The 26025-nt window shown below is 52.1% G+C and carries 19 protein-coding genes; 5 read left to right on the plus strand and 14 right to left on the minus strand.

Going from position 1 to position 26025, the window contains the following annotated elements; all coding sequences use genetic code 11:
• Positions 1-28: 28 nt before the first annotated feature.
• The 5 genes from ACAW87_RS05370 to ACAW87_RS05390 all read right to left on the minus strand — a co-directional run bounded on the left by ACAW87_RS05370 (position 29) and on the right by ACAW87_RS05390 (position 4826).
• Positions 29-1096: an asparaginase gene (locus tag ACAW87_RS05370; RefSeq protein ID WP_370722129.1), complete on the minus strand. Its 1068-nt coding sequence runs from the start codon at positions 1094-1096 to the stop codon at positions 29-31.
• A gap of 86 nt (positions 1097-1182) precedes the next feature.
• On the minus strand, positions 1183-1995 hold the full coding sequence (locus ACAW87_RS05375; protein ID WP_370722130.1) for a TatD family hydrolase: 813 nt from the start codon (positions 1993-1995) through the stop codon (positions 1183-1185).
• A 34-nt stretch (positions 1996-2029) separates the two neighbouring features.
• Entirely contained in the window at positions 2030-3031 is a 1002-nt protein-coding gene (locus ACAW87_RS05380; RefSeq protein ID WP_370722131.1) for a glycosyltransferase, read from the minus strand.
• A complete protein-coding gene (locus tag ACAW87_RS05385; RefSeq protein WP_370722132.1) occupies positions 3024-3671 on the minus strand; it encodes a polysaccharide deacetylase family protein in 648 nt (215 codons plus the stop codon). The genes ACAW87_RS05380 and ACAW87_RS05385 overlap by 8 nt, the downstream gene beginning before the upstream one ends.
• Positions 3672-3698: 27 nt before the next feature.
• Entirely contained in the window at positions 3699-4826 is a 1128-nt protein-coding gene (locus ACAW87_RS05390) for a glycosyltransferase (protein WP_370722133.1), read from the minus strand.
• Positions 4827-4962: 136 nt separating this feature from the next.
• Between ACAW87_RS05390 and ACAW87_RS05395 the strand changes: the two genes are divergently transcribed.
• The 3 genes from ACAW87_RS05395 (at position 4963) to ACAW87_RS05405 (ending at position 12153) form a co-directional block, all read left to right on the plus strand.
• Entirely contained in the window at positions 4963-5481 is a 519-nt protein-coding gene (locus ACAW87_RS05395; RefSeq protein WP_370722134.1) for a pyridoxamine 5'-phosphate oxidase family protein, read from the plus strand.
• Positions 5482-6106: 625 nt separating this feature from the next.
• Entirely contained in the window at positions 6107-9832 is a 3726-nt protein-coding gene (locus tag ACAW87_RS05400) for an SdrD B-like domain-containing protein (RefSeq protein WP_370722135.1), read from the plus strand.
• Between the two features lie 152 nt (positions 9833-9984).
• Positions 9985-12153, plus strand: a complete 2169-nt coding sequence (locus ACAW87_RS05405) for a PAS domain-containing sensor histidine kinase (RefSeq protein WP_441656225.1) — start codon at positions 9985-9987, stop codon at positions 12151-12153.
• 31 nt (positions 12154-12184) lie between these two features.
• Here the strand turns inward: ACAW87_RS05405 and ACAW87_RS05410 are convergent, their stop codons facing one another.
• Genes ACAW87_RS05410 through ACAW87_RS05425 form a run of 4 tightly spaced genes read right to left on the minus strand, consistent with a single transcriptional unit; the run spans position 12185 to position 17649 of the window.
• Positions 12185-13261, minus strand: a complete 1077-nt coding sequence (locus ACAW87_RS05410) for a prenyltransferase/squalene oxidase repeat-containing protein (protein ID WP_370722137.1) — start codon at positions 13259-13261, stop codon at positions 12185-12187.
• Between the two features lie 11 nt (positions 13262-13272).
• Positions 13273-14523 (minus strand): ABC transporter ATP-binding protein, encoded by a 1251-nt coding sequence (locus tag ACAW87_RS05415; RefSeq protein WP_370722138.1) that lies wholly within the window; start codon positions 14521-14523, stop codon positions 13273-13275.
• Positions 14524-14552: 29 nt separating this feature from the next.
• A complete protein-coding gene (locus ACAW87_RS05420; RefSeq protein ID WP_370722139.1) occupies positions 14553-16781 on the minus strand; it encodes a cytochrome P450 in 2229 nt (742 codons plus the stop codon).
• A 37-nt stretch (positions 16782-16818) separates the two neighbouring features.
• Positions 16819-17649 carry an ABC transporter permease gene (locus ACAW87_RS05425; protein WP_370722140.1) on the minus strand — a complete coding sequence of 277 codons (831 nt, stop codon included), beginning with the start codon at positions 17647-17649 and terminating at the stop codon, positions 16819-16821.
• 70 nt (positions 17650-17719) lie between these two features.
• Between ACAW87_RS05425 and ACAW87_RS05430 the strand changes: the two genes are divergently transcribed.
• Positions 17720-18766: a UbiA family prenyltransferase gene (locus ACAW87_RS05430; RefSeq protein WP_370722141.1), complete on the plus strand. Its 1047-nt coding sequence runs from the start codon at positions 17720-17722 to the stop codon at positions 18764-18766.
• A gap of 13 nt (positions 18767-18779) precedes the next feature.
• On the opposite strand, the gene ACAW87_RS05435 is transcribed toward ACAW87_RS05430, so the two are convergent.
• Entirely contained in the window at positions 18780-19748 is a 969-nt protein-coding gene (locus ACAW87_RS05435; protein WP_370722142.1) for a glycosyltransferase family 2 protein, read from the minus strand.
• On the minus strand, positions 19708-20955 hold the full coding sequence (locus tag ACAW87_RS05440; protein ID WP_370722143.1) for a glycosyltransferase family 4 protein: 1248 nt from the start codon (positions 20953-20955) through the stop codon (positions 19708-19710). The genes ACAW87_RS05435 and ACAW87_RS05440 overlap by 41 nt, the downstream gene beginning before the upstream one ends.
• Before the next feature lie 332 nt (positions 20956-21287).
• Here ACAW87_RS05440 and ACAW87_RS05445 point away from each other — a divergent pair, with 332 nt between their 5' ends.
• Positions 21288-22913: an aldehyde dehydrogenase family protein gene (locus tag ACAW87_RS05445; protein WP_370722144.1), complete on the plus strand. Its 1626-nt coding sequence runs from the start codon at positions 21288-21290 to the stop codon at positions 22911-22913.
• Positions 22914-22972: 59 nt separating this feature from the next.
• Here ACAW87_RS05445 and ACAW87_RS05450 read toward each other — a convergent pair whose 3' ends face one another.
• The 3 genes from ACAW87_RS05450 to ACAW87_RS05460 all read right to left on the minus strand — a co-directional run bounded on the left by ACAW87_RS05450 (position 22973) and on the right by ACAW87_RS05460 (position 25940).
• Positions 22973-24022: an SO2930 family diheme c-type cytochrome gene (locus ACAW87_RS05450; protein WP_370722145.1), complete on the minus strand. Its 1050-nt coding sequence runs from the start codon at positions 24020-24022 to the stop codon at positions 22973-22975.
• On the minus strand, positions 24019-25224 hold the full coding sequence (locus ACAW87_RS05455) for a parallel beta-helix domain-containing protein (protein WP_370722146.1): 1206 nt from the start codon (positions 25222-25224) through the stop codon (positions 24019-24021). The genes ACAW87_RS05450 and ACAW87_RS05455 overlap by 4 nt, the downstream gene beginning before the upstream one ends.
• Positions 25225-25331: 107 nt before the next feature.
• Entirely contained in the window at positions 25332-25940 is a 609-nt protein-coding gene (locus ACAW87_RS05460; RefSeq protein ID WP_370722147.1) for a C40 family peptidase, read from the minus strand.
• Between the last annotated feature and the right edge of the window lie 85 nt (positions 25941-26025).

Below are 26025 nucleotides of genomic sequence, written 5' to 3' on the forward strand. Positions count from 1 at the left end.
GTGAGTTAACGTGTATAAATATAGGGGCTTACTGACTCATTTCGCCGCGCATGGCTTGGGCAAGTTGGTGTTCAATGGTGGGTACGTCGGTGTGTTGACCCAGGAGTACCATTAATTTGGTAATGGCTGCTTCGGTGGTCATGTCGGCTCCACTTACCACGCCAATCTGTTGCAGGCGTGTACTGGTCTGGTATTGACCCTGAGTGACGCGCCCCCCTTCGCACTGCGAGACGTTGAGAATGACGATTCCACGGGAAATGGCAGTGCGGAGGGCATCGGCCAGCCAGGCATCGGTGGGTACGTTGCCCGCCCCGAACGTTTCGAGTACCACGCCTCGCAGGCCAGGAATGGCCAGTACTGCATTGACCACCGCCGGGGTGATGCCTGGAAAAAGTTTCAGAATGGTTACGTTGTCATCTACAGCCGTACTAATGCTAAACGGCAAGGCCATGTCCTGACGGGCAATAAATGGGCGGTTGTATTCGATTCGCACGCCTGCCATGGCCAGATGGGGGTAGTTTTCGGAATGAAACGCGTTGAAATGGACGCTTTCCCGTTTCTTGGCCCTGTTTCCCCGTAACAGCGATGAATTGAAGTAGATGCAAACTTCAGGCACGGCGGGTCGGCCATCCTGACGGTCAGCTGCGATTTCGAGCGCCGTCAGAAAATTTTCTCGGGCATCAGTCCGGGCCACCCCAATCGGTAATTGTGCGCCGGTCAGAATAACCGGTTTCCCTAGGTTTGTAAGCATGAAGCTGAGGGCCGACGCCGTGTAAGCCATTGTATCGGTCCCGTGAAGAATTACAAAGCTATCGAACTCGCTGTAGTGAGCCTCGATGGTTTGGGCGAGACGTACCCAGACCGCCGGTTTTACATCCGACGAATCGATGATGGGGTCGAGCGTGATGAGTGATACATCAAAGTCGAGGCGACCTATTTCGGGCACTTTCTCAATGACCTGACTAAAATTAAAGGGCATCAACTGCCCCGTTTTAGCCGGATCGGCTGAGCGATCGTAGACCATTCCGAGTGTACCACCGGTGTAAATGACCAGGATCGACCCCGCCGGGTTTTGGGTTATGTTTAGATGAAGCATAGGGGGGGGGGAGAGTTAAGAGTTAAGAATTAAGAGTTGCGCTGCTGAGGGGGCGTCCGCTGATTGGGCAGCGCAACTCTTCATTCTTAACTCTTAATTGATAAAGCATTTCGCGTCGTGATTGTGGCTACTTCGTCGACCGACGTACCTGTAAATTCAGCGAGGCGACCAGCTATATAGCGGAGGTAAGCGGGTTCGTTGCGTTTGCCGCGAAACGGAACCGGCGATAGATAAGGCGCGTCGGTTTCCAGCACCAGGTGATCGAGGCCGATATGTGGAATGACTTTATCAAGGCCACCATTTTTGTAGGTTGCCACGCCGCCAATGCCCAGCAAAAAACCAAGGTCGATGGCCCGTTTTGCTTCGTCGAGGGTGCCCACGAAACAATGGAAGATACCTCGCAGATTGGTTAAGGCTAGTTTCTCCATCAGGTCGGCGGCTTCCATCATGGCGTTCCGGTCGTGGCCCGACCGCGTGTGTAGCGACACAAATAGGCCCCGCTCCGACGCCCAGCGAAGCTGTTGCTCAAAGGCCGTAAACTGCTGGGGTACGTGGGTCATATCCCAGTAGAAATCGAGGCCAATTTCGCCGATGGCCATGAACGAATGCTCATTCAGGTACTGCTTAACAGTGGCCAACTCGGATTCTACAGTCTCGTTGACGTAGGTAGGATGGAGGCCTATCATGGGGCGGCAGCGGTCAGGATAGTTCGTGGCCAGTGCCATCATGCCGGGAATGGTTTCGGCCGCACAGTTGGGCATCCAGATTTCGGCAATGCCTTCCGAAAAAGCCCGCTGCAGCATATCGTTGCGGGTTCCGTGGGGCTCGCCGTCAACGAAACTGTCGGCTTCGTATTTTTCGTCGTAAATGTGTGCGTGGGTGTCAATGAAAGTTAACATACCGCAAAGAAACGCGTAAAACGGCGTTCTAGGGTCAGTTATAGGTACGTCCTTTCCAGCGAATCGGAATGGGCAGCAGGTAATAGACCATCGAAAGAGTGCCCAGAATGACTTGATACGGTTCGTACAACAGCGCGTCGAACCAGCGGCGTACTTGCCGGGTGCGTTGCAATGTCCAGAGAAGTACCGCGTTCTGAATCAGCCACTTGGTCAGGTAAATAAACAAGGCCGTTTTAGCTGAAAACAGGCTGACGATCAGTAACAGAGGGACTAGCAGATACTGAAAAATCACGCCGCCAAGTAGCGGCAAGGGTAATGAAAAAGCACCGCGCATCCAGCGTTTGCGTTGTTGCAGGTACGTGGTCAGGGTGGGGGCAGGGAGGGTTTGGGCCAGTACATCGGCATCGAGGCGGTGGGCATAACCGTATCCTTTCGCCACAATGGTTTGAAAAAGAGTATAGTCTTCCACCACCGAAAAAGGAATACCTGCAAAGCCACCCACGTCATCGTAGGCCCGTCGACGAACGGCCAGGTTATTTCCCGACCCGGTAAGGGGTAAACCCAGGTACGTTCCGAGGTGAATGAGCCCGAAGGCCAGTAGCCAGTCAACGGCCTGTAAGCGAGCCCAAAGGCTGGATCCTTCGGTGAGAGTTGTGCCGGTAACAATGCCTGTGTCGGGGGTAAACTCGGCTAACATACCCGTTAGCCAGCTGGGCGGCACCCGAACATCAGCGTCGGTGATGAGCAAAAATTCACCCGAAGCCCGTTTAGCCAATTGCGCGAGCAGATTTGCCTTTCCATTCATAACGGTTTCGTCTTCGCCAGGCCCGGCATCAAATAAATGGAAGTGGGGTTTGCTGGCAATAAACGCCTGCACAATGCGGGCGCTGGCATCGGTAGATCCATCATTACCGATCAGTACCTCTAGGCGGTGGATGGGGTATTTCAGGTCGACCAGTGCGCGCAGGCAGTTTTCGATGTTGGCTTCCTCATTGCGGACAGCTACCAGTATTGATACGTAAGGCGGCTCAGGCATAAATCGGTTGCGGCACGGCCCTGAACTGATACCCTAGCTCCGCAAAATGGGCCAGGTATCGTGGAAGCACATACCGAAGGTTTGGCCAGGCTTTCAGGCTATCGTGAAACACTACGATTGACCCCGGTTCTGTATACTGAATACTTTTCTGAAGCACCGTTTCGGGAGCTAGTGTCTGATCGAAGTCGCCGGTCAACACATCCCACATTACTACCGAAAATTCGGTGTAGAGTCCTGCAGCCTGGCTTTTCTTGATCCGGCCGTAGGGTGGTCGAAACAGACTGGTGGCAATATTCATTTGACGCTGACACTTACGGATATTGGCCCAGTACACTTCATCGTGGGTTTTCCAGCCGTTAAGGTGGTTAAAAGTGTGATTGCCAATGTCGTGCCCGGCCTCCACCACTTTATAGAACATGTCGCGGTGCTTGCTCACGTTATCGCCGATGCAAAAAAAAGTAGCCTGGGCCTCAAACTGATCCAGCAGATCAAGCACAAATTCGGTAACCCTCGGAATAGGCCCGTCATCGAAAGTGAGGTATATGGTTGGTGCGGTGGAAGGCTCTTCATCAAGCCGCCACAAAAAGTCCGGATAAACAGTCCGAAACAGGAAATTTGATTTATGGAGGAAAAAGGACAAGTGACTTTCTGAAAAAAAGTAAATGGATTACGACAACTTGCGGCCTTTCCAGACAATGCCGGGTTGCTGCGCGGCCAGACCAACGAAGAGTACATAGAACGGATAAACAAGCTGGGTCAGGGGAATCCAGCCAATAACGGACCGTTTTCGCAAAAAGGTAAGTACCGACTGCAAATAAACGAACTCTGGAATCAGTTTAAGGGCAACAATGCCAATTGTATTGCTTTCTGATAAACTCCCTGCCAGCCAATAACCAACGGCAACCACGGGGGTCATGTTGCTTAAAAAGACAAAAGCGGCCAGCAAGGTCGGAAAGATAGACGAGTAGGTTCGCCATTTTCCGGCCCAGCGTTTTCGCTGCTGAAAGAAGGCTGTTAATGAGCTGTGGGGGTCGGTTTCGACAATTGCCTTCCGGTTTTTCAGGAAATGAATGCCCTGTGGGTACCGCGCGGCGATCTTGTGCATCAGCAGTTCATCATCGCCCGAGGCTACATGGTCTACACCCGAAAATCCATTAACTTCCTCGAAAACAGTCCGTTGGTAACATAAATTCGCGCCATTACACATGGTTGGCCGCTTCATCGCCAGTGTAGCGGCACCCGCCCCGATAAGCGAAGCAAACTCAACCACTTGTAAGGAGCCAAAAACAGAAGACTGGGTTGTAAACGTAACCGGTCCGCTAATGAGTTTGGCGCCGGTTTCGCGGTAGCACTGGGCCAACGATGCTAACCAATGCGGCTGCACCCGGCAATCACCATCAGTGGTTACAATCAATTCGCCCGTAGACCGGGCAATGCTTTGGGCTATGGCCCGCTTCTTAGGCGATGCTACCGCCGGATCGTCGGCCAGGGTAAAAACGGTGAGGGGGAAAGTGGCAACCGACGAATAGGCCTGGGCCAGGGTAGCCGTATCGTCTGTTGAGGCATCGTCGGCAATAATGACGGAGAAATTGGTGAAGGTTTGCGCGCTCAAATCGGCCAGAAGCCGGGGCAGGGCACTCGCTTCGTTCCGGACAGGAATAACGACGGTGATCGTTGGCTGATGGTCTGAATCGTACTTGTTACCGGTTATTTCGGGAAGGTTGTTCCAGGCGTACCAAAGTCTTATTGTCAGCAATGCGTAGGCCGTAGCCAGTATCCAGAGAACCCAAATCATGCCGACAAGATAAGCACGAAAGGAGTAGGGGGCAGTGAGCAGAGCCGATAGGTAGGGTGAGACTGGCCATTGAATAAATGAATGAAGCCCTGTTTATATGTCTACTGTTTTAGTAGTGTAACGCACAAACAACAAGATGACAACCCAACAAACCCCGAAACTGCAAACCCAGGAACTGGATTTACTTCGCGAAAAAATCAAGGATATTCGTATTACTATGATGACCACGCAGGAGGCCGACGGTGATTTTCATACCCGGCCCATGTCGATGCACGAAGTAGATCCCGACGGTACCATGTGGTTTTTTTCGTACGACGACTCAAACAAGGTGCGAGAAATCAACGAAAACAACCGGATTGCGCTTGGCTTCTCCGATCCTGGCCCCGAAACCTATGTTTCGCTGACTGGTCGGGCGGAAGTGGTGAAAGACAAAGCGAAGATTGATCAGCTCTGGGATGATTTTCTGAAGGCCTGGTTTCCCAACGGGAAGGATGATCCACGTATTTGTTTGATCAAAGTGAATGCCCATGCCGGTGAATACTGGGATCGGCCCGGTGGTAAGATGATGACACTTTTCGAGATGGCGAAAGGTGCCCTGACGGGAAAACCCGATACATCGGCCCGAAACGAAAAGCTAGGCGACGAGCCGCGATAATTGCCGCTGTTTTATAGTAACAGGCGTTGGTCTCAAACAGTAGATCAGCGCCTGTTTGCGTATATGGCTGGCTCAATCCAGAGTATGAGACTTCTTGATGCTGGAATGATCGAATACCATATACATGGTTCCTGAAGCCTGGTATATGCGATTTTCGACAGGCTGAGAATAGATTGGTGTAGTTTTTGTGACCTATGTGAACCTTTAATATACGAGGTCTCCGATAACCCAATCCAGTTAAATATCGTCGTTTTTGTGCCCGTTTTACCCCTTCAACCAGCATAAAGAGGAGATGGTATGAATGTTGACGCACATCCTACCGTCTAACGACGTATTTTTTATCTAGCTATTTATCTGAAAAATTTTGCCGAATCGCTCAACGATAAATTTCCGGTTGAGTATCACAACTGAGCAAATCGCGTCTGTTGTTTTTTTTCTATAAGTACAATATCCATTCACGAACTACTCAACACTAATCTGAACTAGTATGATTCAACGGTTACTCACGGTCTTCATTAGTCAATTAATAATTCTTCGCTTACTACATTTTAGCCCCTCTACGCCTGCGTCGGTCGAACAGGTCATTCAGCTGGGAAACCGATATACGAATACTGCTACAAAGTCTGTGCCAATACACGACAACGGCTGTGGTTTGGCGCTACTTACCACAGTATCTGGTTGTTATTCGGTGAGTGGGGTCAGTAAAGCAACCGTGAGTGCCGAAATTAGCTGGACATCCATCCCGGATGGTGAGACCATACGCGTTCAACTGGGTACACAAACTAAAACAATTGTTATTCGTGAAGTCTCTACCGCCACCGAAGCCGACGTACGGAGTCCACAGGTAGTGGCATTCGAAGTTGAGGCAAACAGCGATCTGCTCAGTGTTTCGGCTACGTATGGTACGGGTGAAACAGCCTGTAGGATATCGGGCGACCTGACCGCCCCTGCGCCCTGTTTCCCACTCGCCTGTGCCGGCCTGGGCGGAGCAGTTTTCAAAGATTTTAATGCCGACGGTGTGCAGCAGTCGGGTGAAACGGTTGGGTTACCCGATGTGATGGTTCGGGCGATCACCCGGGGAGGCGATGTATTCACCACCGCCACTGATTCGATGGGTAAATACACGCTGGCTGTGCCTCCTGTGGCGTATCCGGTTCGGGTAGAGTTTACCAACGTACCCACGTATGCAGGCAACGGAACGCCCAATGGGCCAGACGGTCGCACAACGGTGCAATTCGTCAACGCTCCTGACTGCGATGTAGATCTGGGTGTGCTCAACGCGCAGGAACATTGCCAATCTGACCCTTTGATTATTGTGCCCTGTTTCGTTAATGGAGATCCATTGCCAACGGGTGCCTCATCGGGGCCGATGGATGCCCTGGTGGCGTTCCCTTATTCGCTTCGCGGCAATAAAAATGCAAGCCGCATGATGCCACTAGCCCTCGCCAGTCAGGTGGGGTCCTTATGGGGTACAGCCTACAATAAGTTTAGCAAGCAGTTGTTTTCCAGCGCTGTTATGCGTCGGCATGTTGGGCTGGGGCCGGGTGGTTTGGGCGGTATTTATAAGACCGACTTATCAACGACTAGTCCCGGTCCGGCCAATACGAGTTTGTACGTAAACCTGACCGATCTGGGCATTAATCTGGGCGCAATTCCGTCCAATAGTGATCGGGGATTACCGCTGCAACCAGGCATGGCCAGCCACGACCCGCAGGCCTTTGCGGCGGTTGGGAAAGTAGGCATGGGCGACATGGACATTGCTGAAGATGGATCGGTACTGTGGTTTACCAACCTGGCCGACGGGCAATTGTATTCCTTGCGGATTCCGCCCAATGGTAACCCTGGAGCGGGCGATTGGGCGGCACACCCATTACCTGCCGATGCCATCTGCAACAGTGGTAACCGCCGCCTGTGGGGCGTAAAGGCCTATCAGGGTAAGGTGTATGTAGGCGCCATTTGCGACGCTTCGGGCAGTAAAGACAAGCGTGATTTGCGGGCCATTGTGTTTGCCTATACCCCTGGGACAGGAAATAGCCTGGGCAGTGGGGGAACGTTCAAAGTCGTCTTCGATTTTCCGTTGACGTACCCAAAAGGAGCGCCTGATCGTACCGATTTTAGCGTACGGGGCTGGTTCCCCTGGGAAGATGACTTTACGAAGCTTACGGTGTTAGGCAACAGCTTTATTATTCATCCGCAACCCATTCTGGCCGATATTCAGTTCGATATCGATGGGTCGATGGTGTTGGGCTTCAACGATCGGTCGGGCTTGCAACTTGGCTACGAAAACTTTGACCCCAACCCGCCTAGCGGAATGCTTTACAATAACATTAGTGGGGGCGATGTACTGAGGGCTTACTTCAGTAACGGCACCTATGTGCTTGAGAACGGTGGTGTGGCCGGGCCAAATGTTGGGTCAAGCCGCACTAACAATCAGGGACCAGGCGCCGGAGAATTTTATAACGATGATTTCTATTTCGGTGGGGCGCTGATTCATTCCGAAAATGCCAACGGTTCACTGGCTATCCGACCGGGTTCGGGCGAAGTGGTTGTCTCAGCTATGGACCCGCTGAATGATCAGGCCTGGTCGGGTGGGTTGCGTTTTCTAAGCAATACAACCGGCTTTTATACCACGGGAGATAATGCCACAAGTGCTTATGTGGTGTACAGGACGCTGGAAGGCGACGGCTCTACCTTTGGTAAGGCAACCGGCCTGGGCGGTATTGGTCTCAACTGTGATTTGCCTAACTACCTGCAAATCGGAAACCGGGTTTGGCAGGATGATGACCGGGATGGCGAGCAGGACCCCGGCGAAAAAGGATTAGCCGGCATACGGGTTGCTCTCTACAAGGATGGGGCACAAATTGCCACCACAACCACCAACGCCGAAGGAGAGTATTACTTTACCTACACGCCGGTATCGTCTACAGTGCCGGGTTCAACGACGGCTCTATTGCCCAATACAACGTACCAGATCATGTTTGGTGCTAACGGACAGTTTGTCGACAATGTGCTGACGGAAGCGGGTGGACGCTACCAATTGACAACGGCAAATGCAACAGGGGGCACGCTCAATGACCAAAACGACTCCGACGCGGACATGTCTACACTGGCGGGCATAAACGCACCGGTTCTGAACGTAACCACTACTAATCTTGGGTCAGTAGATCACAGCTTTGACGCGGGTTTCTTTTGTCTGCCAACCACCGTGGCCAGTGTGCTGGTTACGGCACCAACTTGCCCAGGCAATAGTACGGTAACGATGAATGATGGACGTATTGAGTTGAGCGGTATCCAGAACGGAGACAAAACGTTTTTGTATACTACCACAATGCCACCCGCTTATACGTCTACGGGAAATAGTCAACCCATCGTGGATGGACAGGTACGCTACACAAACCTGCCTAATCCGGTCAGTTCGGCGGGCGAGAGCTATTCAGTTATTGTCTATAACGGTCCCTGTTGTTTTACAGTGCTATCGGCATTGATGCCCCAAACTCGTTGCGTTCCTTCGGTTGAACTGACGGTAACGCCGGGAGCCTGCAGTACGCTCACTAATGAGTACACCATAACGGGGCTGTTATCGCTAACTAATTCGATTAACGATGTGGCCGTGGTAACCGATGGTGCTGTGTCGACGACCCTTCTTGTCTCTGCCGGAGCCGGATCGGTTCCCTTCTCACTGGCTGGTTTAGCATCTGGATCCGGTTCACATACGATCACTGTAGATTATGCCGGACAGTCTGTTAATCAGTCGTATACGGCTCCGCTCAGTTGCACAGTGGCCGCAACGCTGGCCGTTAACAGTACCACCGTTTGTGCGGGCGAATTGGCTCTGCTAACGGCGAGTGGTTGCCAACAGGGTATCATCAGCTGGTCGGCAGGTGCCGTACCTACGTCAGGTACGTTGGTTAATGTATCTACGGTTGGTCTGGGCAGTACTGGTAACTCTACAGTCTTGAGCTATACCGCCACCTGTACTGTTGGGAACAGTGTTACATCGGCCGTTGCCGAGGTAGTAATTAACCCGGTGCCCACCATTGGCGCACTGTCGACCTTTTGTAGTGGTCCGGGGGCTTATACCATACTCCTCACAGATTGGGCGGGCACAACGGCCACCGGATCACAGTACGAATTGGTTCAGGGTAGTTCGTTTGAGGGTGGGACGCCTGTGACGTCCGGTAAAACGCCGTTGCCAGTCGATGGCGTCATTGGTTCATTAACACAGCCGGGTACGTATTGGATCAGGTTATATAACACAACCAACTGTTTTACGGAAAAATCAGTGGAGGTTCAGGCCTGCGAGTGCCCGCTCGACCGGTGTATGCCACTTGCTATAAAGCGAATCCGCTAATACATGGCTTTCAAAAAAAGCCTTAAAAAGTTATCGTTCCTGGACCGCTCAAAAGGATAGCTGCTTGTGCTGACAGCCTAGTTAGTTGGGTTATTAACTTGCAGAAGTCATATACCTGATCGATTAACTTGGATACATCTACCACAGACGTCATGCGTTCGTTTCCGGCATTTAAGGGCGAAATGGCGGAATTAATCCGAACTTACAACTGGTCGGAGACGCCACTCCATACGCCCGATCAGTGGCCTGTAAGCTTACGCACGCTGGTCAATATGTTACTGGCTTCCCGCTTCCCGATGCTATTGTTCTGGGGGCCAGAGCTCATCACATTCTACAATGATGCTTTTCGCCCCAGTCTGGGTGATCAGGGTAAGCACCCTTCATCGTTGGGTCAGCGCGGCGAAGAAAGCTGGGCCGAATCCTGGCCTGTTATTGGTCCCATGATTTACCGGATAATGGCCGGTGGCGAGGCTGTCTGGTTTGAAGACCAGAAATTACCCCTGTATCGGGATGGTCGTATGGATTTTGCTTACTGGACCTACAGTTTCAGCCCGGTTATCAATGAAGCTGGTACGGTGAATGGTGTTCTGGTAACCTGCTCCGAAACTACCGCCGCCGTGTTATCCCGGCAGGCGTTGCTGGAAAGTCAGCAACAGACGATGGCGCTGTTCGAAGAATCGCCGGTGGGTATCGCTATTGTCGACACCGAGGGTTTGGTTTTTCGTATGGCTAACGCATTCTACGGCGAATTAGCGGGCCGACACCCCGATCAGTTGATTGGTAGATCACTGCTCGAGGCTTTACCGGAGTTGCAGGGGCAGGGTTTTGACCTGCTGCTAAACCAGGTAATAACCTCGCGAAAGCCATACATTGCCTATGAAGTAGCCGCTGAGGTGATGAGGCAAGGTCGGCTGGAAACGATCTATGTTGATTTGACGTATCAACCCCAAATTGGTACCGACGGTCAGGTTTCAGGCATCCTGATGGTTTGTTCAGATGTAAGTAAGCAGGTATTTGCCCGGCAGAAAACGGAAGAAAGTGAAGCACGTTTCCGTTCGTTGATTGAGGAGGCTCCCGTGGCTACCTGCTTGTTTGTAGGGCGTGAGTTACGCATCGAAGTAGCTAACAAACGGATACTTGATATTTGGGGAAAAGGGGAGGCGGTACTGGGGAAACCTCTTGCTGAAGCTTTACCTGAATTGCTGAATCAGCCGTTCTTGGAAATTCTGGACGAAATATATACTACGGGCGTGCCCTACAATGCAACGGCTGATAAATGTGATCTGGTTATAAATGGTGAGTTGAAGACCTTTTATTTCAACTTTACCTATGAACCCCTGCGTAATACTAAAGGTGAAATCTACGGCATTATGGATATGGCTGTCGATGTCACTGAACAGGTCATTGCCCGTCAGCAAATAGAAGAAAGCGAACGGCAGTACCGAACATTGTCGACGCAATTAGAAGAATTAGTACAGCAACGTACGGAAGAAATAGCCGCTATCAATGAAGAACTGAGCGCCTCTAATGAAGAATTGCTGGCCAGTTACGATGAAGTGACAACCACAAATGACCAGCTTAATGAATTCAACACATTGCTGACTCGTTCCAACGAAAATCTGCAACAATTTGCCTACGTAGCCAGTCACGACCTTCAGGAGCCCCTACGGAAAATTCAGGCATTTGGGCAACTTCTCGAGGAACAGTATGCGGAGTCGCTGGGCGAGGGAACCGACTATCTTCAGCGCATGCAGGCGGCAGCCTCCCGAATGTCTACGCTGATTCAGGACCTGCTAACTTTCTCGCGCATTTCTACCCGGCAGGATACAAATACCCTGGTTTCGCTAACCGAAGTGATTACACTGGTGCGTACAGACCTGGATATCATGATTCGGGAAACGGGCGCACGGATGGAGATTGAGCCGTTGCCTACGCTGGTGGGTGATATGACGCAGTTGGGACAGTTATTTCAAAATCTGTTAAGTAATGCGCTGAAGTTTCGCAAAGAAGGTGTGCCACCCGTTGTACAGATTCGTTCTGAATTAATCCAGGCCGGTAAGTTGCCTTCTGAAGTAAAGCCCGCCCGACAAGCCAGGCTTTACTATCGTATTGACGTATCGGATAATGGTATTGGGTTCGAGCAAAAGTATACGGATCGCATTTTTCAGGTTTTTCAGCGATTGCACGGTAAGAGTCATTATGTGGGCACAGGTATTGGACTAGCCATCTGCGAAAAGGTAGCCGTTAATCATGGTGGAGCCATTACGGCGTTGGGTCAGCCGGGGCAGGGAGCTACGTTCAGTGTCTATCTGCCTGCCTGAATTTCCAACTTAAAAACAGGCGATAAATAGCTCAATGGTCGTTGATGTACTTCCGGTATAACGCCAGCGCCTCCAAACAAAATGCGGTGGTTAACTCTTCTGAACCCCAGCCAACGGTTTCGCTGCGGCCACTGTAGAAAAAGATAGCCCGGGGCCATTCGCCGTATTCGTCCTGTTTCTGAAGCAGAAACAGGACGGCCCGGTCTATGGCAGTGCGGTCTCCCTGCCAGAATATCAGGGCGCTTAGTGCCAATGCCGTTTCCATAACGCTCTGGCCAAACTGCCCCTGCGCGTGGGGGGCTTCCAACATCATTAGTCGGGTTAATACGGGGGAGCGTGCGGCCTCAAATTGGATAATGCCTAGCTGGTAGGTACGTCCAAGGGCGTAATAAAAGTTGATGGGACTGTGATACCAATTGTCGCATCGATTCTCCTGCTGCTTGGTTACTACGTCAAGTAAATACCTGATAATGCCTTGGGTAGCTTCGTTTTCGCCCAGATAATACAGCACATTAGCGTTCACCACACCGTCAATGTCGGCGCGAGTGCATTCGTGTTGCTGCCAGAACAGGAAGTTACGGATGGGTCGCTTCATTTCGCGCAACCCTACTCGCCAGTACGTTCGGTTCATCGTAAGCCGGGGTCGCAAAACAAACCATGTATACACAACGCCCTGTCTGTTGCGGTTGGCCAGCATCAGCGCCCGGGTGCTGTCGCTCGGATAACCCACCTGCTGGGCTTTCAGGAAAGTGGCCACATATGAGGTGTCATCTACATCGGCGGGATTTAGCTTGAAAAGCGGGTGCCAGCGGGTGTAGTAATTCCAGACCCCGCCGTGCATCATCTGATACTGAAAGAAAGGAACAGCCCGGTTAAGCATCTTTTCCACGGCCGGGTGGTCGGCCAGAGTGAGCAGTGAGTTGACGATCACCGCCGTGGGAAACACTGTGCTGTCGGGTACACACCATTCCTGCATGTGCCGGTCGGGGGCCATATAACAGCAAAATTCGCCATTAGGGTATTGATGCTGATGCAAATAGCCGATGCCCCGCTCAATTGCCTGATCAACGGCCGCGAGTTGACCAGGTTGGGTGAATTTGGAAGTCATTTGTTACCAGATTAATAAGCCCATTCCACGTCGATATTGACCAGTTGCTGCACCATAAACTGAAAATTCTTGGTCAAACTGGCTACTTCGTGGACCTGTAATCGAACAGGGGCGTTCTCCCACCCCATATGGGCGATGACTTGTAAACTGTCGCGCTCCACAATGGCGGCTTTAACAAGGTAATCGCCGGCCGTGAGGCTGAGTTGCGGAACCGTGCAACTTAGTGTATGCGTGCCTTTTTTTATTGGGGTGCCATCCAGGCAGAAAGCGCCGGTGATGCAGGTAGCGCCATCGCTTGTCCAGATATAAAACCCCCAGCAACTGTTGTCCGTTGTTAGCAACGATTCGTAGGTCAGGGTAATCTGTACTTCGCTGCCAGGCTGAATGAGAATGGCTCCGGTTGGCTGAACCGCCAACCCACTGATGGCTACGGGCCGCTCCTGACTGAGCGCGTGATGTGTGGATACAGAACCAACAGAAGTACGCCTGAGTTGCTGCTCAAAATGCCGGTCAAGGGTTTCCGTGGCACTCCCGCTAAAGGTGATTTGCCCTTTTTCGAGCAGGATACCCCGCTGGCAAACGGCCTGAATGTGATAGGGAGCGTGCGAAACAAGGATGATTGACCCACCTGCCGACAGGTAGTTCTGCATGTGATTGATGCATTTTCTCTGAAAGTCGATGTCACCAACGGCAAGCACCTCGTCAACCAGCAGAATATCAGGGTTCAGGTGGGCGGCCACAGCATAGGCAAGTCGTGAGGTCATGCCCGAACTGTAAAACTGAACCGGCCTTTCTATGGCATCGCCCAGGCCCGTGAAATCGATGATTTGCTCCATCAGCGGATAAACCTGCCGCCGCGACATACCCAGCAAAGCGGCCCGCAGAAAGATATTCTCGCGGCCCGATAGCACCGGGTCGAGGCCAATTCCCAACTCAATTAGTGCCCCAACCTGACCCAGGATACGTACCTGACCAGCATCAGGTTTAATCAGGCCATTCAGAATTTTAAGCAGCGTGCTTTTACCTGCTCCATTGGCACCCACAATAGCCAGCGATTCGCCCCGTCGGAGATCGAACGAAATATGTTGCAGGCTCCAGAATTCGGTTTTGCGCAATTGGTCGCTTGTACCGGACAGCCTATGCCGAAACGGATTGATATCCCGCGCAATATCTTGTACGCCATATAGCAGTGAACGGCGGAACGACGTGCTGAATTTTTTGGAAAGCGAATCGACAGACAGAATCGGTGAGCTGGTATTCATTGGATAAGGCAAAAAAACGGGGAGATTGGTTAGGAGGGCCTGATAACCAGTTGGGCCAACCCGCGCAGGCTGGTAGATGGATAATAAACGGGTGGCGCCTCAACAAGCTGAATGCCAGGCATGCGGTCTAGAACAGCCTCGACCATTACCTGCGCCTGCAACCGTGCAATACCGGCTCCGAGGCAATGGTGCATTCCGCCCCCAAATGACAGGATTCGCTTTGCCGGACGCGTAAGGTTGCACGTGCCGGGGGCAGTAAAAACAGCCGGATCGCGATTGGCCGCCAGCAGACTAACCATGACCCGGCTACCCATTTCCAGCGACTGACCAGCCAGTATGGTTGGTTGGGTCACCACTCGCCACAAGACCGACTCGGGAGGGTTTAGACGAATAACTTCTTCTACGAATGCAGGAATGAGGGAACGATCGTTTCGTAACTGGCTGGCTAACTGCGGTTGCCGCACCAGTGTATTGACCAGGTCGGTGAGCAGGATGCTGGTTGTAGACGTACCTGCCGCCCACATCAGTCGCATCAGACTGACCGCGGCTGCCAGGGGGAGTTGCTCCGTTCTGACCTGATGCATCAGCAACGCACCCATCGCTTGATCGCCCTGGGTTGGCAATTGCTGCATGTAGCAGGTAAAGAAGCGTTCGAGGTCGCTGAGGTAGCCCATGCCGTACAAGTGGCCGGTCAGCGAACCGTGCAGTGATTCGGCTTCCATCGGTCGAAGGCCCATAAAGTGAGCCATTACCGACTGAACCAGCGGTATCGTCAGTTCGCCCACCACATCAAACTCGGTCCGAATTACCAGTGCGTCGAGCCTGTGATTAACATCATTGGCGATATGCTCCCGCAAGCTGGTCAGCGCCGATGGTGAAAATAAGGGCTTCAACAACGTACGAATCGTAGTGTGGTCGGGTAAATCAGCTCCAAGTAAAAAAGGATCTACTTCCCGATACGGGCTATTCGAAAAGAGATTGGGTTGCTGCAACACGTAGTTCACATCTTCATGTCGCAGCACCAGCCATGCCTTATGCCAGGGTAAAAAACAGACCCGATGGTTCACCTGTAAATAGTCGTACACCGCCGGGGCATTTTCAATGGTAGACTGGGCCTGTAAATTTAGGTCAGCCAGTACATCAACCGGTTTGTGCCCACGGTTGCGGCCAATGACCAACATGGAACGTCTCTTAATGGGAATCAGGCTTTTCAGCCGTTGGTAGGTAGCCTGAAACTGCTGACGTTCGTCGGTGCCGCTGCGCATCGAATCATGTAGTCTCACTCGATCGGGTAGACTGAAGGCCGCTTTACTGGCGCTCCCACTAACGAAAGGGTGGGGCCCAACGTGGGTCATGGCAGTATAGCCGTCTTTCAATGCGTCATCTATAGCCGAATAAAACAGCACCGGCGAACAAAGGAGTTCGTACCACATTGTTGGGTCGATGACGGTGTGCCTGGGGATTTTTTTTCCTTTTGTCGAGGAATAGAAATCGAGTTGTAGCGGCTTTAACTCGATCTGACTAAGCTGGTTCCAAACAAGTTGGTGATGATTTCTGAACAGCGACGTATGAAAAGGACGAGTTGTATCCGGAAATGGATGTTGCCACACAACCCCGTTTGCGTCCAGATAGGCAGTAGCCTGTAGTTTGTCTTCTTCCCGGCAAAGCAAAATGACGCTGCCTTGGCTGGTCTGGTAAACCACCCATAGTTTAACCGGACTGTTTCGGCACAGGGTTGTAGCCTGTTCAGCCGGGCAGCCAACAAACAGTGATAGATAGGCTTTGTCTTCCAGATAGCTGGCCGTTTTCCAAGCCGAACAAATGCGGATAACATCCCGCAGGGTTAAGCCTCCCGACGCATAGGCAGCCGCGAATTCGCCGAGACTAACTCCCAGCGTAGCGTCGGGACGAATGCCCCTGGCTGCCCAGAGGTCGGTCAAGGCTAACTGAATGGTTAAAATGCTAAAGGCCACTCGATTGCCACCGGCAAAGAAGTCATTATCAAGCGGCCCTTCAAAGTTAGGAAGCACATCCTCACCCGTAAATTCAAGAAAATACTGGCAGCATGTCTGCACGGTCTGCTTGAAAACGGGTTCCTGCTCATACAATGTCCGGCCCATTCCCGGCCAGTGTTTGGTGCGGCCACCGTATAAAAACAGAATCGGTTCGCTGGGTTGTCTGATTGCCCGCACCAGCCCGGTAACACGCCGGGCGGAGGTTCGTAAAATTGTTTTTGTTAATGAAGAGATAGATGACATACGTATTTGTTGAGTGGATTGGGTACTTACTATAGGATTATAACCTCACAATCAGGTGAGGCTTGGCGAGTCGGTAAATGAGCCAGCTAACGATAAGCAGGATCACGGCACCAGTTGCTACGAGGCCAAAGGCCGGGGCTGATGGCCAATTGCCAGCTAATAGCCAGTTTCGGGTAGTAGTAAGCAGTGGTGCAACCGGATTCCAGCTAATGAAGCGGGCCACTGAAGCGGGCGGGGTGTATACCACCGGTGTAATCAGAAACCAAAGGTTGAGTACCACAGGCAGGGCACTCGAAATGTCGGCGTAAAGCATACCGATTGGAGCCAGCAGGCAACCCAGCCCCAGCCCAAATACGATCAACGTACCCAGCCCAACCGGTACCAGTAGCATGGGCAAATGCCATGATATGCCGAACCAAAGCAAGACAACGCCAAGCAAAAGCAAGCGGATAAAGCTGTTGAACAGAATAGTGCCAATGCCAGCCACGATGAACGCTTCGTGCGGGACCCGAACTTTTGCAATGGTGTGCCGGGCCGTTTGCAACTGTTGCAGCGGGCAGTTTAGCGCTTCAACAAAACTTTGCCAGAAAAACAGGCCCGATAACACAAATACTGGGTATGGCACCGACGAACTGGTCATGTTCAACACCCTGGTCTTGCCCAGATAGATCCAGACTAACCCCGTTACCAGCGAAGGAAGCAATAGCCAGGCATAGCCCAACATATTCTGACGTACCTGCACTTTCAGATTGCGCCTGAACAACTGCCAGCCAACCTGATGCACAACCCGCAGATCGGCTCGAATGTCGGTCAGAAACCGGCGGGGTGTCTGTAGCGGTGAAGAAGCATTATAAATAGTTTCCATCATATGTTGCAAGTTTTATATTTCTTCCGTCTTTTCGCAACACCGGAATGTTTTATCGACTGAATGACTACCCATGAGCGACCAGATATCTACTTTTTCCATCCGTAGGGTTGGTCATCGGCTACAATCGCTGGGCCGGGCTGGTGAGTGGTGGGGGTATAAGCTGTCACCGATTCTGGCAACGGCCTACGCTACAGTTAGTCTGTCACGTTTGCCGCTGTGGCCATTTCTTTCCACCCTCGGGCTGTTACTACTAGCATTGGCAATCGGCGCTGTATACGTCAGTATCCTGAACGACTGGACTGATCGGGCCATTGATCGGGCAGCGGGTAAAGTGAACCGGCTATCTGGCAAATCGGCTGGTTTTGTGGGGGTTGCTCTCTCACTCTGTATAGGCATTGGCCTGGGGTTTGGGTATTACTTCTGGTCACTTGATCCGGTTATCAGTTTTTGTTATCTCGGTGCATGGGTGGCTTATTCACTTTATTCTATTCCACCTGCCCGACTCAAAATCCGGGGTTTTGCCGGTGTTCTTGCCGATGCTTCGGGTGCACATCTGTTTCCGCAACTGCTTACTATTGCCTTTCTGAGCCACGCCACCCGGCAAACGGTTCCGGTAGGGTGGTGGCTGGCCGTAGGAGGCTGGTCACTAGCGTGCGGTCTGCGTAATATTCTCTGGCATCAACTCAGCGATGTAGCCGCCGATCGGCAGGCTGGTATCGACACCTACGTTACCCGGTTAGGCGAACAAAAAGCCCGGCAAGTAGGTCGGTTGCTTATTTTTCCGATCGAAGGCCTGACGTTCACAGCGCTGCTTCTTTTGATGAATCAGCCCATTCCGCTAGTGGCGCTCCTGTTCTATGGACTTCTTGAAGCTGGTCGGTGGCGTTTGTGGGGTTTAAAGCCTGAGGTACTGGCCCCCAACCAACGAATTATCCTGAACGAATACTATACCCTGCTTTTTCCTCTTTCGATTCTGATTGGCCAAACACTGACCTACCCGGCAGATGGTGTGTTGCTGCTGCTTCATCTGTTGCTGTTTGGTACGCACAGTCCACAAACCTGGCGAGACCTGGGAGCAGTGGTGAGGCTGATGGTGAGGAAGCTGGCCGGGCGCTAGGCCATCACCGATTTTATGTTTCGGGGGATGGAGGTACCGAAAACCGTTTACGTACGTGTTGTTGCCCCCATATGGCCAGGGTGAGGCCAACGGCAAAGGGCGCTAACCGTAGTGCAGTGCCCAGATGGCGTACGATGCTGGTCGATTTGACCGACTGTTTCCAGCTAAAATAGGCGAAGTTGAAGTGATGCATGGCCAATCGCCGCCTGAATACTCGCTTTTCAACCGGAGTGAGCTGCTGCTGAAACCGGTCGACAAGTACTTTTTCGTCATGAAAACCCAAATCCGGAATAATAGCCGTGTGGTCCTGGCAATCCCAGATGTTGGTATCGTGAATATGCTTGGTCCAGTGTGGCTTGGGCGAAAAAGCTGACCGACAGGCCCGGTTGATCACCATATCGAGCACCATGCACCAGTCGTCGGCAATGCGCATTTGCTCATTCCAGGCCACCGGAAAGGAGCTCCGCCGTATAATGAGCGAGGAAGAAGGGCATGGACAGGTCTCTACCATCAGGCGTCGGTTTTGGGCCGCGTTCAAAATCCACCATTTACCGTCGTCGAGCGTACAGTAGCGTTTCCGCTGTTTAGGCAACATAAAGTAAGAGGAGTATCCGTCGCTTCCCTTACTGGTTTGCCAATTCATAAACACGAAATCGAGCTGATGTTTTTCCAGCATGGCCACCCCATCAGTCAGGAAGTTGGGATGCCATTCGTCGTCTGAATCCAGTGATGCTACGTACTCGCCCCGGCAATGCCGAAGACCACCATTCCGGGCCGATGCCTGACCGCCGTTTGACTGGTAATAATATTCGATCGTATCATAGGTTGCCAGCCGGGCGTGCGTATCGTCGGTAGACCCGTCGTCGCAAACGATTAGTTGCCAGTTGCGGTAAGTCTGGGCCAACACGCTTTGTATAGCCTTCTCGATCAGATGCCCCCGGTTATAGGTTGGAATGATGATTGAAATTAGAGGTTGGTTCATAACGTTGAGTAGTTGGTTGTTGCTCAATTATTTGCAAAAGCTGCTGGCAAAATGAATCCACGACATCCTTGGGCACCACTTCCCGAACGTGCCGGGCAGCGGCACCGCCCATGTCTTCCCACTCGTCCCGCCGGTTCCAGGCCCGTTCGAGGGCTTCGTTGAGGGCTGCTACAGAAGGTGTTTCTGCTAGAAAACCGGTTATGTTGTCGGTTAGTAATTCAGCAATGCCCCCGGCGTTGGTGGCAATGACCGGTCGACCACAAAGCATGGCTTCTACCATGGCAAGCGGCAATCCTTCACTGCGTGAGGCCAAAACCAGGGCGTGATGCGTTTTCCAGATCGCCGCCGGATTCGTTAGCCCACCGAAACGTACCTGATCTTCGAGATGCAGAAACGCCACCAGTTCCTGCAAGGCCACTGCATGAGGACCGTCTCCGAAAAAGGTGACTTGAATAGGCCTTGCCCGCCATGCAGGCAGGCTTAGTACGTTGAGTAGCAGATCCTGCCCCTTATCCAGCACATCGAGCCGGGCCACGCAAGCCAGCCTGAACACGCCGTTGTGAGTAGGGGCCGGAGGAAGTGATGTTGCCTGTTGTAGCGATATATGTACCGGATTATTTACCACCGCCGAGTTGAGCAGTGGCAGGCAAAGTTGCTGTCGGGTCAGCGCCTGATTGTGGCGGGAAACAAAAAAACAGTAACGGGCCGCACGATACGCGTCCTGAATTTTTGCCCGATCAACATCTTGCGGAAAGAAAAAATGAACGGCTTTCTGGGCGATTAGTACATAAGGAAAATCACCCTGACGACAGGCGTCGGCGTATTCAGTGCCGTCGAAATTATTGCCCTGCGCCACAATGGTGAGGTCGGGACTAATCGTTGATAGGGCCCGTTGTAGTACCTGTCTGGCCCGGTGCCCGGCATATCGCCACCGGTTGGGAAGCAGTCTGTTTCGAAGCCGAACAGGCCAGGGGAGCAACTGGTGAAGGTCGGTAACCGTGCATCCGCCCAACCGCAGGGCCTGAATACGGGGATGGGAAGAATCGACGTTGGTTTTATAAACATGAACCTGATGACCTGCCCCGGACAGCCTGACTGCCGACTGTGCCCAAAGCTCTTCGCTGCCGCCCCAGACTTCTGGGCAGGAGCTGACGATAACGAGGGTTAAAGAAGTTTCAGGCAGGTTGGATACCGTTTTTTTTTTCACAGACTGGTAAGCAGGCAAGCAAGCGTTGAGGTACAGATTGAGAATAAATTAATAATTATATGATCATATGATGGTTATGTAAAAATAATACATTTGGCCAGTTGGGGTAGGTCATCCATTTCATTATATATTAAATGGTTAGCCGAAAATCCCGGCTCTTACGCCTCAAACTACCGTTCAGTAGATTTAAATCTGTTTGGCACGTACCTATAAATGAACATATATTGTATAGCAAGAATAGTACCATGAAGTTTTTTTGTCCCTTTACTAATGATTCCCTTTTGATGTCGGGATAATCGGCAATTTTGCGGCTGAACAAACGTCAACGTAAGATGACCACCATTGATCTGTCTGCTCTTTTTCCTCCAAATTCTCTTCACATTCCGGCTCAGTACCGCATTGAGCCCATCCATCAGCGCGAATACCTGCTCAATGGCGACATGAAACCCTGGACAGGTGCGGTTTCTGAGGTGTATTCACCTGTTTGTGTGCCCGACGAGTCAGGTACGTTGCAACGGCAACTGCTGGGTTCATATCCCGTTGCCGGGCCTGCCGAAGCGATGGCTGCACTGGAGGCAGCTGTAGCAGCCTACGATAACGGCCGGGGTGAATGGCCCCAAATGGCCGTAGCTGACCGTATTGCCTGCATGGAAGCCTTTATCGGGAAAATGCTGTTGCAGCGCACGTTGGTCATCAACCTCATTATGTGGGAAATCGGTAAAAATCTCGCTGATTCGACCAAAGAGTTTGACCGCACGGTGAAGTACATCTATGATACCATTGATGTGTTGAAAACGATGGATCGTAACTCATCGCGGTTTCGGATCGAAGAAGGCATTATCGGCCAGATTCGCCGGTCGCCGCTGGGCGTGGTGCTGTCGATGGGGCCGTTTAACTACCCGCTGAACGAAACGTATACTACGCTGATTCCGGCCATTTTGATGGGGAACACCATCCTGTTCAAAACACCTAAACACGGTTCGTTGCTGCATTACCCGATGCTGGAAGCGTTCCGTACCAGTTTTCCCAAAGGGGTGGTGAATTCGCTTTACGGACGCGGAGCCGATGTGATTCCGCCCGTGATGCAGTCGGGAAAGGTGAATGTACTGACGCTGATTGGGTCGAGTCGGGTGGCCGATCAGTTGCAGCGGCAACACCCGAAACTGAACCGTTTGCGGTCGGTCATGAGCCTGGATGCTAAAAACGCCGCCATTATTCTGCCCGATGCCGACCTGGATGTAGCTGTTCAGGAATGTTTGCTAGGCTCTCTTTCCTTTAACGGGCAACGTTGCACGGCCATCAAAATCATTTGGGCACACCGTAGTATTGTCGATCAGTTTCTGGAAAAATTCTGTCCGGCAGTGAGTGCGCTAAAGCCCGGTATGCCATGGGCGGAAGGAGCACAGATCACGCCTCTTCCCGAAGCAGCCAAAACCGCGCAACTGACGGACTATATTCAGGATGCAGAGGCGCAGGGAGCCTCAGTGATGAACGAAGGCGGTGGACAAACCGAGGCGTCGCTGTTTCGGCCGGCGGTAGTTTACCCGGTTAAAGAAGGGATGAAATTATACCGCGATGAGCAGTTTGGACCGGTGGTTCCTGTGGTGGCATATGACGATGTAAACGAGTTCATCGAGTACCTCATCAGCGATGATCATGGCATGCAGGCCAGCATTTTTGGCACCGATACGTCGGCGATCGCGGCGCTCATCGATCCGTTGGTCAATCTGGTGAGTCGTGTAAATATCAACGCCCAATGCCAGCGTGGCCCGGACACGTTCCCCTTCACCGGTCGTAAAGACTCAGCCGAGGGTACGCTGTCGGTCGAAGATGCAATTCGGTCGTTCTCGATCCGGTCGGCGGTGGCCACAAAAGATACGCCTACGAATAAAGAAATCCTGAACGAGATTGTAGGTGACCATAAATCGGTGTTTCTGAGCACCAATTTCATTTTCTGATTAGTTGCTTACATCCCCCGGATGCTGTTCGTTTGTCCCGTATCCGGGGGGGGAGCGTGTTAAGGCAACGTGCTGATCCAGTCGCGCAGTAGGGCAAGACTTTCGGTATGCACTGTTTTTCGGCCTAATTCGGGCATCATCACACCGGGGTCGGTTGAGTGAAGGCGGTAAATCAGGATTGATTCGTCGGGTTTGCCAGGAACAATGTCATACGATCGTCCCCCCGATCCGCGCCCGGCGGCTACGGGCGTTTTCATCAATCCGATAGCTGTTGGGTCTTTCTCCGACATGCTGAGGTTCAGCCCTGAGGTCATGGCCGGTCCCTTCGGATTGTGGCAGTGCGCGCAGTTGATGTCGAGCCAAATTCGGGCCCGGTCATTGAGCGAACCTGTAGTTGGATCATTCCAGATGGGTGCTTTCGGGCAATTTTCCAGCGCAGGCATCTCCGTCAGCATAGAACGCTGTTGCCAGTGAGTCAACTGATTTTCGGGACCGGAAGCATAGGTCAGATTACCGTTCAATTGTCGGACCGACGGGCCAATGGGCGTCATGGTTTCGTTTCGGTTATGGCATCCTTTACACTGGTTCAGGTTTGGAATGACATACGGATGCTGACGACTTGCGCCTGCTTTATCGATGTAACTCACCATTTTTGTGTCGCCCGCTACTTCCAGAAAAGCATCTGTTTGCTCGTCGTTCCAGACATAATCCAGCGCTTTCCAACCCTCGGGCTGATGCACCAGCAACCGCGTTTCGATCAGTCGCCGACCTTTAGCCGGATCTCGGAAATCGACGGGGTAATAAAACGTTTTAATCAGGGTAGTCCCCACCGGAAAGGCCAGTACAGCCGAGTCATTATAGGTAACCGTCTTCCCGGCTGGCAGTTTCACAAATCGGAGTTTCTCGGCGTAATCGGTAAAAAGCGGCGTATTCAGCGCGTAGGGTACTACACCGGTCACCGGTTTCTGATTAGCAGGATTACCGGCGAAAAACCCATAGTCGCTCAGCTTTTCAGAAATAGCTACCGTTCGCCACCCGGCCGACACGAACCAGATGGCGGCCAGCAACGAGGCGACAGTCAGGTACTTGTAAGCGCTATGGGCGGTCATTTAGAAGCCGTTGGTTTGATGGGAGCTAACTGGCAATCGAAGGGAACCGCATTGAGTGAGGCGTTCTTGAACCCACGTCCGGCATCGAGATTCACTACGCTCTGGTTCTTGTTATTACGAATACAGATTCGCCGGTCAGGGAGGGGGTTACCTGCTTTGTCTAACGTACCTGGGTCAACAATGCCGTCGTACAGAATATGCGGAACCGCCTGACCTTCTTTCAGCACCGCCTTGAAAATGCTGTTGTACCGCCCGCGTGAGCTAGGTGGTCCGGGGTTTCGCTCGTAAACATTGTCGTGAATGGAAATAGCGGTCGGAAACGGGTAATAGCCTTTATCGGTCAGGGGGCGCTCGGTGATGAGATAGCTGATGATTCCCGTACCCATGGTTTGGTTGCGAATAAAGCGATTGTTGAACACCTCTACGTTATTCGTCGCCAGAATCAGCAAGCCCGTTCCGTCCGACACACTCGCCACGATATTTCCCGCCGGGGCAAAATTGGGTAGGTTATTATCGTGTACGTAGTTGTTGAACACCCGTATGTTACCACCCTGTTTCTGCACCAGATCGGGCAGGTCGAATACCAGCACGCCGCCTGTGTTGTCATAGGCTTCATTATCGAATACATCGGCATCGCGCGAGTTTTCGATTTCGATTCCGGCTACATTATGGTGGGCTATGCTGTTCCTGACCACAATTTTCCGTGATTGACCCACGTAAATACCCGCGTCAGACGCTTCAATGGCAATGCACTTGTCGATCAGCACGTTATCGCACTGCACCGGATAGAGGCCATAGCTACCGTTTTCCGGACTAGGCGGCCCGGTCCATTCCACCTTGACGTTGCGGAACGTGATGCCCTTTACGTTCATCGTCTTGATGGCATCGCCTTTCGTATCCTGAATGGTCATGTCTTCAATGACAATTTCTTCCGCATTCGATACGCGTAGCCCTTCGGCACCATCAGTCTGCCCTCTGAAACTAAGAACGGTTTTGTCGATACCTTTCCCACGGATAACGATCCGTTTTTTGTCTTCCATCGACAGGCTTCCCGTGAACGTAAACGTACCCGAGTCTAGGTTGATCACGCTACCATTATCGGCCGTAATGAGCTGGGTCTGAATGCGCTTTTGCACAGCCGGTTGCGCCCAACTGACTGAGTAGCACAGACAGGCAATAAGCAAAGTGAAAGTGGGTTTCATCGTTCAGGAATTTAGGCAGTTAAGGTAGAAAGAAGTTCAGTAGAAAATACGAACTGTTCTAACGCCTCGCTATAAAAATCGACGCCCGTTTCACCGAGAGAGACTACCTAAAATGGCCTTAGGGCCTTGACAAACCGACCTTTGAAATAGTTGGAGTACAGATTGTCTTCGCGAACGCCGCGCGACGAGGAGGCATGAATGAAGCGTATATCGTTCTCACCCCGAACTTCAGTCACAATGGCGGCATGAGAGACGTAGCCGGATTTGCCGTGGTCAGGCACAAAAAAGATCAGATCTCCCGGTTTAATCTCAGCCACTTCTACTTCATGGCCTACTTCTGACTGTTGCCATGAAATGCGGGGCATTTTAAGGCCAACCGCCGAAAAAGCAGAGCAGATTAGCCCCGAACAGTCAATGCCTTCATGTGTGTTGCCTCCCGATCGATACGGGGTTCCGGTATAAGCGCGGGCCTGACTAATTACCTCCCGGGCATAGCGACTCACGTACGTTTTTGAATCAACCGTTTTTAACGCAACCGCGGGTTTGGTCGCTTTGGAAGCTGCAGGGCGCGTTGTAGTTGGCCGTTTTGCCGTTGTTGTGCGGCGCGATGAAGAGGAGAGTAGCGGACCAGTAGAAGCGCAGGAGGAAGCAACAAACAGCAAGCCTGCCAATACCCAGAGGGTTGAAACGGAAGGTCGTGAAAACGTCTGAGTCATGTAAAGGACTGTTGAGGAGTTTCAGGTTTCAGGTGCGTTGCTTATCAGCCTGCCGTTAGCAAGCGAAGCACCTGAAACTTGAAAC

Source organism: Fibrella aquatica (assembly GCF_041321135.1).
GTDB lineage: Bacteria > Bacteroidota > Bacteroidia > Cytophagales > Spirosomataceae > Fibrella > Fibrella aquatica.

What these genes read in the sequence shown, in the direction of transcription:
- ACAW87_RS05370 (WP_370722129.1), bottom strand. Translation starts at nt 1,096, where the DNA reads ATGCTTCATCTAAACATAACCCAAAACCCGGCGGGGTCGATCCTGGTC.
- ACAW87_RS05375 (WP_370722130.1), bottom strand. Translation starts at nt 1,995, where the DNA reads ATGTTAACTTTCATTGACACCCACGCACACATTTACGACGAAAAATAC.
- ACAW87_RS05380 (WP_370722131.1), bottom strand. Translation starts at nt 3,031, where the DNA reads ATGCCTGAGCCGCCTTACGTATCAATACTGGTAGCTGTCCGCAATGAG.
- ACAW87_RS05390 (WP_370722133.1), bottom strand. Translation starts at nt 4,826, where the DNA reads ATGATTTGGGTTCTCTGGATACTGGCTACGGCCTACGCATTGCTGACA.
- ACAW87_RS05395 (WP_370722134.1), top strand. Translation starts at nt 4,963, where the DNA reads ATGACAACCCAACAAACCCCGAAACTGCAAACCCAGGAACTGGATTTA.
- ACAW87_RS05405 (WP_441656225.1), top strand. Translation starts at nt 9,985, where the DNA reads ATGCGTTCGTTTCCGGCATTTAAGGGCGAAATGGCGGAATTAATCCGA.
- ACAW87_RS05410 (WP_370722137.1), bottom strand. Translation starts at nt 13,261, where the DNA reads ATGACTTCCAAATTCACCCAACCTGGTCAACTCGCGGCCGTTGATCAG.
- ACAW87_RS05415 (WP_370722138.1), bottom strand. Translation starts at nt 14,523, where the DNA reads ATGAATACCAGCTCACCGATTCTGTCTGTCGATTCGCTTTCCAAAAAA.
- ACAW87_RS05420 (WP_370722139.1), bottom strand. Translation starts at nt 16,781, where the DNA reads ATGTCATCTATCTCTTCATTAACAAAAACAATTTTACGAACCTCCGCC.
- ACAW87_RS05425 (WP_370722140.1), bottom strand. Translation starts at nt 17,649, where the DNA reads ATGATGGAAACTATTTATAATGCTTCTTCACCGCTACAGACACCCCGC.
- ACAW87_RS05430 (WP_370722141.1), top strand. Translation starts at nt 17,720, where the DNA reads ATGAGCGACCAGATATCTACTTTTTCCATCCGTAGGGTTGGTCATCGG.
- ACAW87_RS05435 (WP_370722142.1), bottom strand. Translation starts at nt 19,748, where the DNA reads ATGAACCAACCTCTAATTTCAATCATCATTCCAACCTATAACCGGGGG.
- ACAW87_RS05445 (WP_370722144.1), top strand. Translation starts at nt 21,288, where the DNA reads ATGACCACCATTGATCTGTCTGCTCTTTTTCCTCCAAATTCTCTTCAC.
- ACAW87_RS05450 (WP_370722145.1), bottom strand. Translation starts at nt 24,022, where the DNA reads ATGACCGCCCATAGCGCTTACAAGTACCTGACTGTCGCCTCGTTGCTG.
- ACAW87_RS05455 (WP_370722146.1), bottom strand. Translation starts at nt 25,224, where the DNA reads ATGAAACCCACTTTCACTTTGCTTATTGCCTGTCTGTGCTACTCAGTC.
- ACAW87_RS05460 (WP_370722147.1), bottom strand. Translation starts at nt 25,940, where the DNA reads ATGACTCAGACGTTTTCACGACCTTCCGTTTCAACCCTCTGGGTATTG.